Raw genomic sequence first — 18,001 nt, 5'->3', positions numbered from 1 at the left:
GAGAAATAACATGCCGAAGTTTGCGGCCAATCTCACCATGCTCTTCACCGAGGCGCCGTTTCTGGATCGCTTCGCGCTGGCCGCCAAGGCGGGCTTCGAGGGCGTCGAATATCTCTTTCCCTATGATTTTGCGAAGGAAGCGCTGCGCGCAGAACTCGATCGTCATGGCCTGACCCAAGTGCTGCACAATCTGCCCGCCGGCGACTGGACCGGCGGCGAGCGGGGGATCGCGATCCTGCCCGACCGTATCGACGAATTCCGCCGCGGTGTTGCCTCGGCGATCGACTATGCGACGGCGCTCGGCTGCAGCCAGGTCAACTGCCTTTCCGGCATCGCACCGGCGGGCGTGCCCGATGAGGTGCTGCGGACAACCTTCGTCGTCAACCTCAAATATGCGGCGGAAGAGCTCGGCAAGCACGGAATCCGTCTGCTGATCGAGCCGATCAACAGGTTCGATATTCCGGGGTTCTACCTCAACACGCCGGATCAGGCCGCTTCGATCATCGCCGAGGTCGGCAGCGACAACCTGTTCATTCAGTACGACCTCTATCATCAGCAGCGCACCGAGGGCGAGCTGATCGGGACGTTCAAGAAGCATCAGGGTCAGATTGCCCATGTGCAGCTTGCCGACAATCCCGGTCGCAACGAACCAGGCACCGGCGAGATCGCCTACCCCTTCATCTTCAATGCGCTCGATACGCTCGGCTACGACGGCTGGATCGGCTGCGAATACAAGCCGCGCACCACGACCGCGGCGGGGCTCGGCTGGTTTGCCGCAGCCGGACGCCACGCCGAAGGCGCCGCCATTCTCAATATCAGGAGCTAACAACCATGGCACATATCGGATTTATCGGCCTCGGCATCATGGGAACCCCCATGGCGCGTCATCTGCAGAATGCCGGCCACATCGTCGTCACATCAAAGTTTTCGATTCCGCCGCGCCAGGAGCTGCTCGACAACGGCCTGCAATTCGTCGAAACGCCGAAGGCGCTCGCGGAAACCGTCGATACCATCATCCTGATGCTGCCGGATACGCCCGAGGTCAAGGATGTACTCTTCGGCGAGAACGGCGTTGCCTACGGCTTGTCCAAGGGCAAGCTCGTCATCGACATGAGCTCGATCTCGCCGATCGAGACCAAGGAATTCGCAAGGAAGGTTCGCGAGACCGGCGCCGAATATGTCGACGCGCCCGTCTCCGGCGGCGAGGTCGGCGCCAAGAACGCTTCGCTCTCGATCATGGCCGGCGGTTCTGAAAGCAGCTTCGAGCGAGCGCTGCCGCTCTTCCAGCTGATGGGCAAGAACATCACGCTCGTCGGCGATTGCGGCGATGGCCAGGTCACCAAGGTCGCCAATCAGATCATCGTCGCATTGACGATCGAGGCCGTGTCCGAGGCACTCGTCTTCGCCTCCAAGGCCGGTGCCGATCCGGCCCGCGTGCGCTCGGCCCTGATGGGCGGTTTTGCCTCATCGCGCATCCTCGAAGTGCATGGCGAGCGCATGATCAAGCGCACTTTCGAACCCGGCTTCCGCATCTCGCTGCATCAGAAGGATTTGAACCTCGCGCTGCAGGGCGCCAAGGCTCTCGGTGTCTCGCTGCCGAACACAGCGGCAACGCAGGAGCTTTTCAACCAATGCGCCGCCAATGGCGATAGCGGGCTCGATCATTCCGGTCTCGTCAAGGCGCTGGAGCGCATGGCGAACCATCCCGTCGCGTAACATGTGAGAGACCCGATGCCTGATATCGCCGATCCCCGCGCCTTTCTGGAAAAGCTGTTCTACGCAGCCGTTACGGCTGCCGATCCGGACAAGGCGCTCGCCGCCCATCTGCCCGAAAAACCGAAGGGCCGGACGGTGGTGATCGGTGCCGGCAAGGGGGCAGCGCAGATGGCGCGTACCTTCGAGCGTCTCTGGGATGCACCGCTCTCCGGCGTTGTTGTGACGCGTTACGGCTACGCCGTGCCGTGTGAGCGTATCGAGGTTCTCGAAGCCGCTCACCCTGTCCCGGATGAAAGCGGACGGCTCGCTGCGGAGCGGTTGATGGCAGCGGTCAGCGGTCTCTCGGAAGACGATCTGGTCGTCGCCCTTATTTGCGGCGGCGGCTCGGCATTGTTGCCGGCGCCGGCCGGCGATCTCACGCTTGCCGATGAGATCGCCGTCAACCGGGCCTTGCTTGCCTCCGGTGCACCGATCAGCGCCATGAATGCCGTGCGCAAGCAGGTCTCGCGTATCAAAGGAGGGCGGCTGGCGGCCCTTGCCCATCCGGCAAAGGTCGTCTCCCTCGTCGTTTCCGATATTCCCGGCGACAACCCCGCCCTGGTCGCCTCCGGCCCGACCATTGCCGACGAGACGACCCGCGCCAATGCACTTGCGATCATAGAACATTATGGTCTCGATTTGCCTGACGCGGTCATGCGTCATCTCGGAGATGGCAGGGATGAGCCGCCCCTACCCCCGGACCCTCGTTTCGCTCGCAACGAGGTGAAGCTCGTTGCTTCGGCGGCCATCGCACTGGATGCTGCTGCCGATGTCGCCCGCAAGGCCGGCGTCGAGACGATCGTGCTTTCCGATGCCATCGAGGGCGAAGCATCGGAAGTCGGTCGTCAACATGCGGCGATCGTAGCCAAGATCCTGCAGCGGGGGCTGGCATCGCAAGAGCCCATGCTTCTTCTGTCTGGCGGGGAAACCACGGTAACGATCAAGGGCAAGGGCAAAGGCGGTCGCAACAGCGAGTTCCTCCTGTCCTTCGCCTGCGCCATCTCCGGCCAGAATGGCATTTCAGCGCTCGCCGCCGACACGGACGGTATCGACGGTTCGGAGGACAATGCCGGTGCCTTTGCCGACGGCACCACCGTTTCGCGGCTTGCCGCTCGAGAGAAAGATGCAGCCGAATTCCTGGAGCGCAACGACAGCTGGTCGGCCTTCGCCGCGGTCGACGACCTGTTCGTTACAGGACCAACCGGCACCAACGTCAACGACTTCCGCGCCATTCTTCTAGACCCGCTGGATTGAGGCCAGGCGACCCAAGCGATCGGGATCATCAGGACGCCAAAGCCGCCTGATCAACGAAATCGGGTGAGGTTTATAGCGCCAAGGCTTAACGAGCGCCTGAACCAAAGCTCAATTCCGCCTTCATTGGCAAGAATATTATTCCAAAATCATTTCGGAAGTTAGCAAATCACTATAGGGTTGATACCGACTCGGCGGTGCCTACGCTTTGAGCGAGTCCGCTTTGCCGTCGAGCAAGACAATCCTGCGAAGAAAAGCCGACATGCCCAAGAGAAGCTCCCCGCTCGTCGCGTTTCAGTCCAAGACATTCCGTTCTCTCTGGTCGGCAACACTCATCTCCAATCTCGGCGGATTGGTCGAAGGTGTGGGGGCTGCCTGGCTGATGACCAGCCTCGCCACCTCCCATGGCATGGTCGCCCTGGTTCAATCCTCCACGACGCTGCCTGTCATGATCTTTTCGCTCGCTGCCGGCGCGCTTGCCGACAATTACGACCGAAGACGGATCATGCTGATCGCGCAGACGCTGATGCTCAGCGTATCGGCAACGCTGGCGGTCCTGTCTTACAGCAATGCCCTGACGCCCTGGCTGCTGCTTTGCTTCACCTTCCTGATCGGTTGCGGCGGCGCGCTGCACAATCCGTCATGGCAGGCTTCGATGGGCGATGTCGTGCCGCGCGAGCATCTGCCGGGTGCGGTGGCGCTCAACAGCATGAGCTATAATCTCATGCGCAGCATCGGGCCGGCGATCGGCGGCGTCATCGTGGCGGCTGCGGGCGCAGCCTTCGCATTTCTCTTCAACGTCTTCTGTTATTTCGCCCTCATCTTCACCTTATGGCGCTGGAAGAAGGCTCCTGTGCGCAACACGCTGCCGCGGGAGTCTTTCGGCAGCGCAATGTCTGCCGGATTTCGCTACGTCCAGATGTCCCCGAACCTGCTCAAGGTGATGTGCCGCAGCTTCGTCTTCGGCCTGACGGCGATTGTCATTCTGGCTTTGCTGCCTCTCGTTGCACGCGATCATGTGCATGGCACCGCAATCACCTATGGCATCATGCTCGGCTTCTTCGGCTTCGGCGCCATCTGCGGCGCGATGCTAATCGGCCGTATCCGCGATGCACTGAGCAATGAATGGGTGATCCGTGGTGCCTTCTTCACGCTGGCCGTCAGCTGCTTCTTCCTGGCGCTTAGCGACCAGGTATGGCTGAGCTGCCTTCTGCTCATGCCGGCCGGCGTCGCATGGGTGCAGGCCTTTTCTCTCTTCAACGTCACGGTTCAGCTTTCCACGCCGCGCTGGGTCGTCGGCCGCGCTTTGTCTCTCTATCAGACCGCCACCTTCGGCGGCATGGCTGTGGGGAGCTGGCTCTGGGGCGAACTGGCCGATGCCCATGGCGTGACCGGCGCCCTCCTCATCGCAAGCGCCGCTCTCGGTATTGGCGGTCTGCTTGGCCTCCTGTTGCGGCAGCCGGACTTCGAATCCCTCAATCTGGATCCGACGAACACCTTTAGCGAGCCGCAATTGCAGCTCGACCTGCGCCCCAGAAGCGGCCCGATCCTCGTCATGGTGGACTACGACATCGAGCAGGAGAACGTAGAGGAATTCCTGGCCGTCATGGCGAAGCGCCGCCGGATGAGAATCCGCGATGGCGCGAAGCAATGGTCGCTGTTGCGCGATCTCGAAAAGCCGAACACCTGGACGGAAAGCTACCATCTGCCGACCTGGATCGACTATGTCCGCCACAGCCAGCGCCAGACGCATGCCGATGTCGAGGTCGCCGAACAGCTGGATAGACTGCATCGCGGTGATGGCCCGCCGGTCATCCACCATATGATCGAACGGCAGACGGTGCCCCGGCACGACGACATGCCCCTGAAACCCTATCTGGATGCGACGTGACGGAGCGGTCGCAGACCCGCTCCAGGCGACATGGTCATGTTGCTTTTCTTTTTGACCTCGAACTGCCGGTTCAAAGTGAAAATCAGCGGGCTCGACCCGTCGATTGATCTTGCGAGGCAAAAAGGTCACACCCTGCAAGCATTTGATATCACATCATCGTAAAGTCGGGGAACGGCACACAACCTTATATTGAGCTATCAAGCAAAATGCCTATCTTCCCGCGCTGCTAATGTGGGCGCCAAATCACTCCCAGGATTTTGCGAAGCATATGCTTCGCTCCTCGCCTTGCGGCTGCCTACGCAACCATTCGGAGTTTCAGGGCAGACAATGACATTTCCGACGATTAAGCTTCCCCAGAGAACCATCATGCTCGCTCAGGGCGTGATTACGATGCCGAAGGTCGCCTATTTCGCCCTGGCGATCGTGATCGCGCTTACGGTTTTCATAACAGTTTACGAAGCGCCGGGCATATTGAGGGATTGGACGATCAGCCAAAACCCCATCAATCTCGTCGATGGTGATATCCGCGACGGAAAATGCTCGACCCGAAGAGGCTTCTTCACCACCTGCGAGGCGCACCTCAAATATGCCTACAATGGGCAGACCTACGACAAGGATGTCGAAATCATGTTCGTCGACATTCACGCCGGCGACTACGACACTGACCTCGTCATCTCCAGAGATCATCCGGATTTGGCAACACTCAGCCTCGGACTGGACATGCTCTGGAACCGGATCATAACGCTTGCCGTCTTCGTCGCCCTTCTCGGCGGCGCCTGCATTGCCGCGATCTTCCAGATCCTGCGCGTCTGGCGCGCCCGCGGACAACTGCGCCGGCCTGCCCAGCTCGAGCCGGTCCCGGTGGAAATCACCGCTTTCCAGCGACGCGGCAAGCGGCTGATGGTGGCCTATGCCGACAAGATCGGCGGCAGAAAAACCGGCCGGGCGGCCCATACGAATTTCGGGCCTGGAGAGGAGCCACTGGTCGTCGGCGCAAAGGGCGACAAAGCCGTGGCACTGGCCGTCTGGCATGGAAATACGGCCCTCCCCGTGCTTTTGGATAGCCGGCTGGAACGCATCGACATCTCGGCGGAAGAACGCGCGAGCATTCTCGCCCCGCTGACAGCGGAACTTGGCGCTCATCCGCCGGAACTCATTGTTCAAGGGAAGAGAGGGCCGTCCGTCATGGCACGGCTTGCCAGGGGTTTCCTGGTTATCCTTCTCTTCATTGTCGGCATTTTCGGCTACTGGGTCTGGTATGTGACCAGCGCCGGCTCGCAATTCACTTCCCCCGCCATGGATATCAACAATATGATGCCGGTACCCCTCAACCGCTGGGGCTGCGATCAATTGAAGAAGCGTTTCGGCGATCAACGCGCCCCCTTCGGATGCGTCGCTTCTGACTATACGAGCTGGAAGTGATATTCGACTAAACATTGATGGACGCGGTCTCGCGGGAGAGGTCGCGCTCACTCAGGCATTCTGCCATTCATTCGCTGATCTCCGAATGCGAGAATGCTATCGGTTCCCTGACAGGCGCACATTGCCGAAGATAGCTCGACCGAATACGCCGTGCTACCTATATTCTCGGGATCGAGATCGCCCTCAAACCGGGACGATAGAATCCGCGGAAGCGCATAGTCATGGACCAGCCCAACAGCACCGCTGCGACACTTCTCTCCAGCAAGGATCGCGGCTGGAAGGGCCTGGAAGCGAATTTCCTCCGTATTCAGGCTGGCCGAACCCATGTTCCGGGGTCGCAGACGCATCGGCTCGGCATTCATTTCGGACGGGCCGTGAATGCTTTTTGTGAGTGCGACGGCCGTCAATACCGCCGTCGTCAGGCGCATGGCGATATCGATATCGTTCCTGCCGGACTGGATGGCTGGTGGGAAGATGACGGGGACTGCACCATTCTGCGCCTGAGCATCCAGCACGAACTCCTTCAATCCGCCGCAGAAGCGCTCGGCAGAAATCCGAATGCGGTTTCTCTGGCACCAAAATTCCAGCTTCGGGATTCCCGGATTGAATCGATCGCCTGGGCGATCAAGGCCGAAATCGAGTCGCCCGTTCCATCAGACAGGACTTATGCCGAAGCATTAGGCCTGGCGCTGGCGATCCGTCTCGTGGAAGGCGGCGAACAGACTTCAATCGGTACAGCCGCGACAGGCGCCACTTTGACCAATCGCCATCAGCGACGCCTGTTGGATTTTATCGAAGCCCATATCGATCAGTCGCTGTCTCTTGCCGATCTCGCCGCAACGGTCGGCCTGAGCGTGTCGCATTTGAAACCACTCTTTCGCGCCACTTTCGGCATGCCGGTTCATCACTATGTGCTGACACGCCGGATCGAGCGCGCCAGATTGCTCATTCTCTCCACCGACATGCCGCTCGCCGAGATCGCATCGGCGACCGGGTTTGCCCATCAGAGCCACATGACGCATTGGATGCGGCGCATCCTCGGCCTTACCCCGGGCATGCTGAGCCGAATGCACTCATAACTTCGATTGTCGTCCAAACCTGCAATTGACCGTCCGAACCTGTGCGATCCGATGAACGCGCATGGCTAGGCTGCAGCAGGATCGACAGGAGAAGATGCCATGCATGCAATTTTGGGCGCCACCGGCAAGGTTGGCCGCACGACCATCGCCGCGCTGCGCAAGGCCGGCGTTCCGGTTCGCGCAATTCTGCGCGATGGATCGAAAGCACAGGCTTTTTCGGATCTCGGCTGCGAGATCGCCATTGCCGATGTGCATGACAGTCGGGCGCTGACGGCCGCATTCGAGGGGGCGAGCGCCGTCCAGATCATTTGCCCGGTCGATATTCGTGCCGCTGAGGCCTATTCCAGCATGAGACGACTGGTGGACCGCATTGGCGGGGCACTGTCAGCCGCCAAACCGCGCACCATTCTTGCCATTTCCGACTATGGCGCGCAGCATAACTCTGGCACCGGCATCACCTTGATTTTCCATGCGCTTGAAGCACGGCTGCGTCGGCTCGAGACCGAGAGGCTTATCCTGCTGCGATCGGCCGAGCACATGGAGAACTGGGCACGTCTGGCAAAGGTAGCGGCAGATAGCGGCCGATTGCCGAGCTTCTATCATCCGCTGACCAAGCTTCTTCCGACCATCTCCGCCTATGACGTGGGTTCGATCGCGGCCGAACTGCTTTTGGAAAAGCAGGACACCGCGCTAAGGATTGTTCATGCCGAAGGTCCTCGGCGTTATACGCCGAATGACGTTGCGGCGGCCATCGGCTTGCTGGCCGGGCGCGAGGTCCTTGCCAAACCGCTTCCCGAGACCGAATGGCAAGCCGCACTCATGCGAGCGGGTCTTTCCGAAGACTATGCGCGACTGCTGGTCGAACTTTATACCGCCCATAATGCAGACCGAATAGATGTGGAAAAAGATGTGGGCGAGATCCGTCGAGGCACAACCGAATTGGTGGAGGTGTTGCGGCGGCTTCTCGGCGCATGAGGATTCCCGAACGCCTGGAACAGGCCATTTGCTGCCCTGCGCACAATCTCAGCAGCGCGGGATTGTCAGCACGACGGTCGTGCCGCCACCCTTGCGGCTGTCGATCGTCGCGTGGCCGCCATGCGCCTCGGCGATCGCCTTGACGACGGCGAGGCCGAGGCCTGACCCGCCGCCTCTTCGCGTTCTCGCATCGTCGGCCCTCCAGAACCGCTCGAAGGCCCGTTCGCTTTCCGCAGCCGTCATGCCGGGACCGTTATCCGAAACCATGATGATGCACAGGCTGCAGGTCTCCTCAAAGGCTACACGTAGCGTCGAGCCCGGAGCATAGCGTGCGACATTGTCGATGAGCGCAAGCACCGCCTGCCGGATCCGCGCCCGGTCGGCGATCACAGCCATCTTCTGCAAGTCTGTTTCGACCGTGATGCTGAGGCTGGCAAGCGCCGGCCCAACGGAATCGATGATGTCTGCGATTTCTCCTCCAACGTCGAAACGCGATTGCTGCAGTTCCATCCGCCCGGCATTCATCAGCGAAAGCGTCCTGAGGTCGTCGACGATGCGCGTCAAAGCATCGATATGTCCGATCAATCCGCGGAATACCTCCTGGCTCGGCTCGAACACCCCATCCGCCAGCCCCTGCATGCGCCCACGCAGGATCGTCAGCGGCGTACGCAACTCGTGCGCGATGGCCGAATTCGAATATTGGAGCTCCTTTTCCGCTCTTTGCAGCTCCTCTGCCATCCGATTGAAATCGCTGATCAGACGGTCGGCTTCGCCGAAATTGCCTTCGCCGGTCGCCCGTCCCGCGAAGTCGCCATCCGCAATGAGGCGGGCAGCCTCCGTCACGGCCGTCAGAGGCTTGACGAGACGCCGGGCAAGTCGCCATCCGACATAAGCGCCGACGGCCTGGCCAATTGCCACGTTGATGCCGAGCACGATGAAATCGCTGACGGCCCAGTCGTCCGGCGGAGCGGAGTCCTTGAACAGCCATTCGTAGACATAGCCGTAGATCAGGAATCCGAAAAACATCACCGACAGAGCGACGAAGGCGACGATGGTCGTCGACCAGACGATCTGCCTGTTAAGGCTGTTGCTAACCGAAATCGCCAAGGCGGTAACCCACTCCCCGAACGCCGTTCAGAAGATCGCCGACGCCGGCGGCATCGAGCTTGCGGCGAAGTTTGCTCATGTGACTGTCGACGGTGCGGTCGAGCGCATCGCCTTCGGGAAGGCAGGCATCGACGATCTCGCCGCGTTCGAAGGCCCTGTTCGGAAACCCAGCCATATATTCGAGGATGCGGAATTCGGTGCGAGTCAGGTTCAGCGGCATGCGGCTTTCGCCATCCTCCACCACTGCCATGTGGGCGATCGGATCGATCGCAAGCCTGCCGACCCGCAGCACCTTGTTCGCAGCATTTCCCGTCGCCCGTCTCAGAACCGCCCGCGCCCGGGCGACCACCTCGACCGGGTTGAACGGCTTGACCACATAGTCGTCAGCGCCGGAGCGCAGTCCATGCAGCTTGTCGAGATCGTCGGCAAGTGCCGTGACCATGATGACGGGCGTATTGCCTCTTTGGCGGATGGTGGCAAGCACGGTGTGACCGTCGAGTTTCGGCAGCTTGACGTCGAGGATCACAAGGTCGGGCCGCAGCCGCTGGTGATGGGAAAGCCCGATCTCGCCATCCGAGGCCGTCAGCACACGAAACCCCTCGCGCTCAAAATAGCGTTCAAGGATATCGGAGATTTCCGGCTCGTCCTCGACGATCAATATCAGTGCATTTTCCATCCAAGGCTCCTTTACCGGATAGAAACGTCAGACAGGGCCCGCGCGTCAACACTCCTCTGCCCTCCTCCATGAAACCTCCACAAAACGTCGACCGAAGGCCAACAATCCCAATGTTTGCTTAGGCTCGGACGAAAGTGCCGTTCGCGCCCGGCTTGAAGCGGCTCCTTTCGAATGGGTTCATGCCGTCGAGACGCGGAGCGACGATCTCCTCGCGTCCCGGTCAATTGGGAATACATTTATGCGATCTGCAATCGAACTGCCTTGCGGGAAGGCGATATTGGCGGCAATGGCGATGCTTATGGTGATTTCCAGCCACGCTTACGCCCAGGAGAGCAGCGAAATGCCCGCTCCCGCCGTCGGTGTCCTGCAAATCAAGGCGCATCCGGTGCCTGTCATGAGCGAACTTCCAGGGCGCATCGCCGCGACCCGGGTCTCCGAGGTGCGTGCACGCGTCTCAGGCATTCTCCAGGAGCGCGTCTTCGAGCAGGGCAGCCTCGTCCATAAGGGCGACGTTCTCTACCGGATCGATCCGAAGCTGTTTCAGGTGCGGGTGGCGAGCGCCAGGGCGGCCTTGCAGAAAGCCAAAGCTGTCCAGGCCAATGCGAGGCAACAGCTGGAACGCCAGCGCTCGCTACGCGAGCGCAATGTCTCGACCGCCGTCGACTATGATACAGCCGCCGTCAATCTCGCACAGGCCGACGCCGATGTCGCGGCTCAGCAAGCCTCGCTCGACGAAGCTGAGATCAATCTGGACTACACCGAGGTAAAAGCTCCCATCACCGGCATCATCGGTGGCGCTCTCGTGACCGAAGGAGCGCTTGTGACCGCGGAAGGCGCGTCCAATCTCGCACTCATCCAGCAGATTGATCCGGTCTATGCCGATTTCACGCAATCCGCGCAGGACCTCCTGGCGCTGAAGCGGGCCCTCAGCGAAGGCAAGCTACAGAGCCCGGCACCAGGACAGGCATCCGTCGAGCTCGTGTTCGACGGTGGAAAGACCTATTTCAAGCCGGGAAAACTCTTGTTTTCGAACGCGAATGTGGACCCGAGCACGGGACAGGTCACATTGCGTGCGGAATTTCCCAATCCCGATGGCGATCTTTTGCCGGGCATGTATGTTCGCGTACGCATCGAACAGGCCGTCCAGAAAAGCGGCATCACCATTCCGCAAAGGGCAGTGACCAGGGACGCCCAAGGCAACCCTCAGATTCTCGTGCTCGCCGCCGACCAAACAGTACAGGTGCGCAACATCGCCCTCGGCACGTCTCTCGGCACCGAATGGATCGTGCTTTCCGGGTTGAAGGATGGCGAAGCCATCATAGCGGACGGAGTCCAGAAGGTCACGCCCGGCAGCAAGGTCGTCGCCGAACCGTGGACGCCGCCAAGCGCCGTGCCGAACACCTCAGATCAGGCCGCAAAGTAACCAAATCATGGCACAGTTCTTTATCAGGCGACCCATCCTCGCATGGGTCTTTGCTTTCTTCATCATGATTGCGGGGATCATTACGATCCCCATCTTGCCGGTCGCGCAATATCCCGCCGTCGCTCCTCCGCAGCTTTCCATTTCCGCCTCCTACCCCGGCGCCTCGCCGCAGGAAATCTATCAGGGCGTGACCCGGCTGATCGAGCAGGAGCTGAACGGCGTCCACGGCATCGCCTATTTCGAGTCGACCTCCGATAATTCCGGCTCAGTGAGCATCAACGCTACCTTCGTCTCCGGAAGCGATATCGGCAAGGCGACCGTCGACGTGCAAAATGCGGTGCGACGCATCGAGGCGCGACTGCCGCAGGCGGTTCGCACGCAAGGCATTCAGGTTGAAGAAGCCAGCGCCGGCTTCCTGTTGATCGCGGCCCTGACCTCGACCGACGGCAAGATGGATGAGATCGCGCTCGGCGACTACATCAACCGCAATATCCTCGGAGACCTGCGCCGCCTTCCCGGCGTCGGCCGTGCGCAGGTCTTCGCCTCTCAGCGGGCGCTGCGTGTCTGGATCGACCCGGACAAGATGGTCGGTCTTCATCTGACGGTGGCCGACATCAGCGCGGCAATCGCCGCCCAGAACGCGCAGGTCGCAGCCGGTCAGATCGGCGCCACACCCAATCCGGTCAGCCAGGATCTGACCGCGACCGTGATCGTCGAGGGCCAGCTCAACAGCGCGAAGCAATTCGGTGACATCATCCTTCGCGCCAATTCCGACGGTTCGACCGTGCGCCTGCGCGACGTCGCCCGCGTCGAGGATGGCGCGGAAACCTATTCGACTGCAAGCCGGCTCAACGGCAATCCGAGTGCCGGCCTTGCTATCCAGCTTTCCTCGACCGGCAACGCCGTTGCCGTCTCGGGGGCCGTTAAGGCGAAGATGGACGAGCTGTCGAAGTTCTTCCCGAAAGGCGTCGAGTACTCGATCCCCTATGACACCAGCCCCTTCGTCAATGCCTCGATCGAGAAGGTCGTGCACACGTTGATCGAGGCGATCGTGCTTGTCTTCATCGTGATGTTCGTCTTCCTGCAAAACTTCCGCTACACCGTCATCCCGACGCTCGTCGTGCCCGTTGCCCTGCTCGGAACCTGCGCCATCATGTATGCGACAGGATTCTCCATCAACGTGCTGACCATGTTTGCCATGGTGCTTGCGATCGGCATCCTCGTCGACGACGCGATCGTCGTGGTCGAGAATGTCGAGCGTATCATGGCCGAAGAGGGTTTGCCGCCGAAAGCCGCAACGCAAAAGGCGATGAAGCAGATCACCGGCGCCATCCTCGGCATCACGCTGGTACTGTCCTGCGTCTTCATTCCGATGGCATTCTTCCCGGGAGCTTCCGGCATCATCTACCGCCAGTTTTCGCTGACCATGGTCGTCTCGATCATGTTCTCGGCCTTCCTGGCGCTATCGCTGACGCCGGCGCTCTGCGCCACCTTCCTGAAGCCGATCGACGGAAATCATCATGAGAAGAAAGGTCTCGGCGGGTGGTTCAATCGCAAGTTCGACGGAATGACGGCGGGCTACACCAAGACGGCAGCCTGCCTTGCGCGCCGGTCGGGGCGCGTGATGGGCGTCTATCTCGCGCTCGTCATCGGCCTCGGCCATCTTTTCGTCAATTTGCCCGGTTCCTTCGTGCCGGAAGAAGACCAGGGCATCTTGATCGTCGACGTCCAGGGACCGCCGGAGGCGAGCGCCAACCGCACGATCGCATCGCTGAAGCAGATCGAGGCGATTTTCAAGGCCGAACCGGCCGTCGAAAACGTCTTCGCCATCCAGGGGTTCAGCTTCTCCGGAAACGGGCCGAACTCGGCCATCGCCTTCGTGACGCTCAAGGACTGGGCCGCACGGCCTGCGGGCAGTTCGGTGCCGGAAATCGCTGCGCGCGTCAACGCACAGCTCGCCGGATTGAAGGACGCCACCTCCTATGCCCTTTCGCCGCCGCCAATCGAAGGTTTCGGGACGACGAGCGGCTTCTCCTTCCGGCTCCAGGATCGCGCCGGACGCGGGCAGAAGGCTCTCAAGCAAGCGGCGGAAGAGTTGATGGCAAAGGCGGCCAAGAGCATTGTGGTGACGAACGTCCGCGTCGAGGGCATGCAGGAGGCGGCGCAGATCGTCCTTGCGATCGACCGCGAGAAGGCGAACACCTTCGGCGTCGGCTTCACCGACATCAACGATGCGATCACCGCAAGCCTCGGCTCTTCCTATATCAACGACTATCCGAACGCGGGCCACATGCAGCAGGTCATCGTGCAGGCGGACGGCCGCAGCCGCATGCAGGTTGAAGACATGATGAAGCTGAACGTTCGCAACGCAAGCGGCGGAATGGTGCCGCTCTCGTCGTTCGCGACCGCCGACTGGCGCAAGGGCGATCCGCAGATCGTCGGCTACAATGGTTATCCGACGATCCGCATCACCGGCGAGGCAGCAACAGGCAAGTCTTCGGGTGCCGCCATTGCCGAGATGGAACGCCTCGCATCCGAACTTCCCGACGGTTTCGGCTACGAGTGGTCCGGTCAGTCGCGCGAGGAAATCGCCTCCGGCAGTCAGGCGCCGATCCTATTTGCCTTCAGCATCCTCTTCGTCTTCCTACTGCTGGCAGGCCTCTACGAAAGCTGGTCGATCCCTCTGTCGGTCATGCTTGTCGTACCACTCGGCATCATTGGCTGCGTACTGGCGGCGATCCTCCGCGACATGCCGAACGACCTTTATTTCAAGGTCGGGCTCATTGCGATCATCGGCCTGTCGGCGAAGAACGCCATCCTGATCGTCGAGTTCGCAAGGGATTATTACGCACAAGGCAGGTCCCTGCTGGATTCAGCGGCCGAGGCTGCTCGCGTCCGCTTCCGCCCGATCGTGATGACGTCGCTTGCTTTCACGCTTGGCGTCGTGCCGCTGGCGATCGCAACGGGTCCCAGTGCCGCCAGCCAGAACGCGATCGGCACGGGCGTCCTTGGCGGTATGATCTCCGCAACGGTCCTTGCCGTCTTCTTCGTCCCGGTCTTTTTCGTCTTTGTGCTGTCCCTCCTCCGGACCAAGAGACCGGCCGAAGAGAAGGGTGCGGGCGCCCACGTCCCGCCCGCACCCGCCGCCGATCCCCGATCTCGATAAGAAGGAGAATGAGCTTCCAAGACCGCTTTATGCCGACCGCATCATGTCGGTGATTTCGAGAACCTGCAGCTGATTGCCGCTTTTTCCGTCACCTATTCATGACGAAATGAATTGTTAGGCATCGGTTGCGGCAATCTCGGAGAACCGGCAAAGGCCGCTTTCTTCCGGGATTGGTTGGCCGCAGACTTATTCCAAATAAAACACAAAAGCTTAGCGGGCGAAATGCTGAGCACGGCCAGCCAGGATTCCTTGTGGCATCGGTATTGCATGCACGGTTGTGCAGATCATACCGTCAGGATTGTGCCCATGCCGAACGCATGTCATTACCGTTAGCCCGAAGGACGACTTTGTGACTCCCGCGGCCGGGTATCGGTCGAAAGCCGCCGCCGTCGCTCCACGCCAAACCGCATCGCCACCGGAAGCATCGCTGAAATCTACTCATGAGCCCTTCTGCTAAAGAGACCCCGCAAACGAATTCGCCGTCTTCCAGCGCAATGATCGCGACACCGCATTGGCTCGCCAGCCAAGCTGGCGCGAAAGTGCTCAAGCGGGGCGGCAATGCAATCGAAGCACTTGTTGCAGCCGGCGCTGCCTTGTCGGTTACCTATCCTCATTTCTGCGGTCTCGGCGGCGATGCTGTCTGGCTGGTGGCGGACGAGAAAGGCAATGCTCAGACGTTCCTCGGTATCGGACAGGCCGCGGCAGCCATGCCGCAGGGAGAGATACCTCTGCGGGGACCGGCCTCTACGCTCACGACAGCATGCCTCGTCGACAGCTGGGAGAAGGCGCTGGCCTACTCCGCTGCCGAATGGGCAGGCTCTGAACAATTGCCGGCCCTTCTCGACGACGCCATCGCGCTCGCCGACGGCGGATTTAAGGTCAGTCAGTCGCAGACTTTCTGGTACGAATTCCGGCGCGATGAGCTGAACGACTGGCCGGGCTTCGCCGGGCTCTTCCGATCTGGCGGCCTGCAGCACCAGCCCGCTTTGGCCCGGACGCTCGAGGCCATAGCCCGTCACGGCACCCGCGAATTCTACGAGGGTGCGCTGGCCCGGCGAATTGCGAGCGGGCTTGCCGAGGTCGGTTCTCCGCTCTCCGCCGCCGATCTCGCCGCCACGCAAACCGATATTGTCGCTCCCCTCCGGCAGGCATATCGCGACACGATACTTCTTGCTCCGCCACCGCCGACCCAAGGCATAACCACCCTCGGCATCATGGGTGTGCTCGGTCACCTGCCGATGGCAGATTTCCAGCCCGACAGCCCGGCCTATTACCATGCACTGGTCGAGGCCGTGAAACAGGCATTCCTCGATCGGCACGCCATCGCCGATCCTCGCTACGCCGCAGATGTCGCGAAACACCTTCTCGATCCGGATCGCCTTGTGGCCAAGGCTGCTGCGATCGATCCGGCATGGGCCTTGCCATGGCCGCAAGACTATCGACACGGCGATACGGCGCTGCTTGCCGCCGTGGATGCCAATGGGAGATGCGCATCACTATTGCAAAGCCTGTATTTCGACTGGGGCAGCGGCGTGGTAATCGGCGACACCGGCCTCCTCTGGCAAAACAGGGGAGCCGCCTTCAGCACCGATCCGGCAAGCCCCAATCATATCCAGCCTGGAAAGCGCCCTTTCTATACGCTCAATCCAGGTCTTGCGCTGAAGAACGGGCGACCGCATCTGGTCTATGGGACGCAAGGGGCAGACGGCCAGCCACAGACGCTGTCGCTGCTGCTCAGCCTGCTGATCGATCACGGCCTTGATCCCGCTGCCGCCCTTGCACGCCCGCGCTTTTTGCTCGGCCGCACATTCTCGGACAGCCGCGACAGCCTGAAGATCGAGGAAAATATTGGCGCCGAATTGGTGTCGGCCCTTGCCGCCATGGGACATGAGATCTCGACAATCGACGCTCTCAGTCCACTTGGCGGCCAAGCCGGCGTGATCCGCATCGGCGAAGACGGGGCGATCGACGGCGCGCATGATCCGCGCAGCGACGGAGGCGCGATCCTGCTGTGAGCGCCAGCGATCAACAATTCGATCTCATCATCCGTAACGTTCGCATCGCGGAGGGCGGCGATTTCGTCGACGTCGCAGTTCGGGGCGACCGGATCGCAGCCATCGAATCGCGCATTCGGTGCGACGCGGTATCGGACGTCGACGGCGAAGGAAGCTTCGCCTTCGGCGGATTTGTCGATACCCATATCCATCTCGACAAGGCCTGCATTCTCGACCGCTGCGCAATTTGCGAGGGTACGTTGAGCGAGGCCGTGCAGGAAGTCGCCAAAGCCAAGGTAAGCTTTAAAGAAGCCGATGTTTATTCGCGCGCTGCACGTGTTGTCGAGAAGGCGATTTCCCACGGCACCACGAGGATGCGAACCTTCGTCGAGATCGATCCGCGCGCAGGCTTCCGCTCCTTTGAAGCGATCAAGCGTATCCGTGGGGATTATGCTTTCGCGATCGACATCGAAATCTGCGCCTTTGCTCAAGACGGGCTCACGAATGAGCCGCAAACATACGACATGCTCGACGCCGCACTTGCGGATGGTGCAGATCTGGTGGGAGGCTGTCCTTATACGGATCCCTCTCCCGGCCGGCATGTGGACATGATTTTCGCCCTCGCATCAAAGCACGATGTCCCGGTCGATTTTCATCTCGATTTCAGTCTCGATCCCGATCGAACCGATCTGCCCGACGTGATCGACGCCACGCTCCGTCATGGCTGGCAGGGTCGCGTATCGATCGGCCACGTCACCAATCTGTCGGCTATGCCACAGGCACAGCTGCTTGCCATCGCCGATCGCCTTGCACGGGCCGGGATCGCTCTAGCCGTGCTACCGGCAACCGATCTGTTCCTCATGGGCCGAGGCCAAGACCGCCTGGTTCCACGTGGCGTGGCGCCGGCCCATCTGCTCGCCAGAAGAGGGGTCGTCACATCCATCGCGACCAACAATATTCTTAATCCCTTCACGCCCTATGGCGACGCTTCGCTAATTCGCATGGCTAATCTTTACGCCAATGTGGCCCAGCTTTCGCGTGACGAAGATATGGCCTTGGTTTTCGACATGGTGAGCGGAATGGCAGCGGGCCAATTCGACAGCAGCACGCGTCTGCAGGCCGGCGGCGAAGCGACGATCGTCCTCCTCGACAGCGCCGGCCCCAGTACGGCCGTGCGCGAGATTGCCCGTGTGATTGCCGGCTGGAAAAGGGGGCGCAAGAGCTTCGACAACGGTCGCCCTATGCTCCACAAACCTATCTAG

Annotated in this window: 13 protein-coding genes; 11 read left to right on the top strand and 2 right to left on the bottom strand. The window is 60.9% G+C overall.

What is annotated here, in order from left to right:
• Positions 1 to 10: 10 nt before the first annotated feature.
• The 7 genes from hyi to RTCIAT899_RS23605 all read left to right on the top strand — a co-directional run bounded on the left by hyi (position 11) and on the right by RTCIAT899_RS23605 (position 8,373).
• Positions 11 to 826 carry a hydroxypyruvate isomerase gene (gene hyi / locus RTCIAT899_RS23635; RefSeq protein WP_015342322.1) on the top strand — a complete coding sequence of 272 codons (816 nt, stop codon included), beginning with the start codon at positions 11 to 13 and terminating at the stop codon, positions 824 to 826.
• A 5-nt stretch (positions 827 to 831) separates the two neighbouring features.
• Entirely contained in the window at positions 832 to 1,716 is an 885-nt protein-coding gene (gene glxR / locus RTCIAT899_RS23630) for a 2-hydroxy-3-oxopropionate reductase (protein WP_015342321.1), read from the top strand.
• 15 nt (positions 1,717 to 1,731) lie between these two features.
• Complete coding sequence (locus RTCIAT899_RS23625) at positions 1,732 to 3,009, top strand: glycerate kinase type-2 family protein (protein ID WP_015342320.1); 1,278 nt, start codon at positions 1,732 to 1,734, stop codon at positions 3,007 to 3,009.
• Positions 3,010 to 3,268: 259 nt separating this feature from the next.
• On the top strand, positions 3,269 to 4,897 hold the full coding sequence (locus RTCIAT899_RS23620; RefSeq protein WP_041678128.1) for an MFS transporter: 1,629 nt from the start codon (positions 3,269 to 3,271) through the stop codon (positions 4,895 to 4,897).
• A 366-nt stretch (positions 4,898 to 5,263) separates the two neighbouring features.
• Positions 5,264 to 6,319, top strand: coding sequence for a hypothetical protein (locus RTCIAT899_RS23615; protein ID WP_135488104.1), 1,056 nt, complete (start codon positions 5,264 to 5,266; stop codon positions 6,317 to 6,319).
• Positions 6,320 to 6,540: 221 nt separating this feature from the next.
• Positions 6,541 to 7,398 carry an AraC family transcriptional regulator gene (locus RTCIAT899_RS23610; protein WP_015342317.1) on the top strand — a complete coding sequence of 286 codons (858 nt, stop codon included), beginning with the start codon at positions 6,541 to 6,543 and terminating at the stop codon, positions 7,396 to 7,398.
• Positions 7,399 to 7,497: 99 nt separating this feature from the next.
• Positions 7,498 to 8,373 carry an NmrA family NAD(P)-binding protein gene (locus RTCIAT899_RS23605; protein ID WP_015342316.1) on the top strand — a complete coding sequence of 292 codons (876 nt, stop codon included), beginning with the start codon at positions 7,498 to 7,500 and terminating at the stop codon, positions 8,371 to 8,373.
• Positions 8,374 to 8,421: 48 nt separating this feature from the next.
• Here the strand turns inward: RTCIAT899_RS23605 and RTCIAT899_RS23600 are convergent, their stop codons facing one another.
• Both RTCIAT899_RS23600 and RTCIAT899_RS23595 read right to left on the bottom strand, forming a co-directional pair.
• Positions 8,422 to 9,480 carry a sensor histidine kinase gene (locus RTCIAT899_RS23600; RefSeq protein WP_015342315.1) on the bottom strand — a complete coding sequence of 353 codons (1,059 nt, stop codon included), beginning with the start codon at positions 9,478 to 9,480 and terminating at the stop codon, positions 8,422 to 8,424.
• Complete coding sequence (locus tag RTCIAT899_RS23595) at positions 9,464 to 10,156, bottom strand: response regulator (RefSeq protein ID WP_015342314.1); 693 nt, start codon at positions 10,154 to 10,156, stop codon at positions 9,464 to 9,466. The genes RTCIAT899_RS23600 and RTCIAT899_RS23595 overlap by 17 nt, the downstream gene beginning before the upstream one ends.
• Positions 10,157 to 10,394: 238 nt before the next feature.
• Here RTCIAT899_RS23595 and RTCIAT899_RS23590 point away from each other — a divergent pair, with 238 nt between their 5' ends.
• The 4 genes from RTCIAT899_RS23590 to RTCIAT899_RS23575 all read left to right on the top strand — a co-directional run bounded on the left by RTCIAT899_RS23590 (position 10,395) and on the right by RTCIAT899_RS23575 (position 18,001).
• On the top strand, positions 10,395 to 11,579 hold the full coding sequence (locus RTCIAT899_RS23590; protein WP_015342313.1) for an efflux RND transporter periplasmic adaptor subunit: 1,185 nt from the start codon (positions 10,395 to 10,397) through the stop codon (positions 11,577 to 11,579).
• A 7-nt stretch (positions 11,580 to 11,586) separates the two neighbouring features.
• Positions 11,587 to 14,745 (top strand): efflux RND transporter permease subunit, encoded by a 3,159-nt coding sequence (locus RTCIAT899_RS23585; RefSeq protein WP_015342312.1) that lies wholly within the window; start codon positions 11,587 to 11,589, stop codon positions 14,743 to 14,745.
• Between the two features lie 440 nt (positions 14,746 to 15,185).
• The gene (locus RTCIAT899_RS23580) at positions 15,186 to 16,760 is read left to right on the top strand and encodes a gamma-glutamyltransferase family protein (protein ID WP_015342311.1); all 1,575 of its coding nucleotides are present in this window, start codon (positions 15,186 to 15,188) and stop codon (positions 16,758 to 16,760) included.
• A complete protein-coding gene (locus RTCIAT899_RS23575) occupies positions 16,757 to 18,001 on the top strand; it encodes an amidohydrolase family protein (RefSeq protein WP_015342310.1) in 1,245 nt (414 codons plus the stop codon). Before RTCIAT899_RS23580 ends, RTCIAT899_RS23575 begins: the two co-directional genes overlap by 4 nt.

This window comes from Rhizobium tropici CIAT 899 (assembly GCF_000330885.1).
GTDB lineage: Bacteria > Pseudomonadota > Alphaproteobacteria > Rhizobiales > Rhizobiaceae > Rhizobium > Rhizobium tropici.
This window is presented reverse-complemented; position numbering and strand designations above follow the sequence as displayed.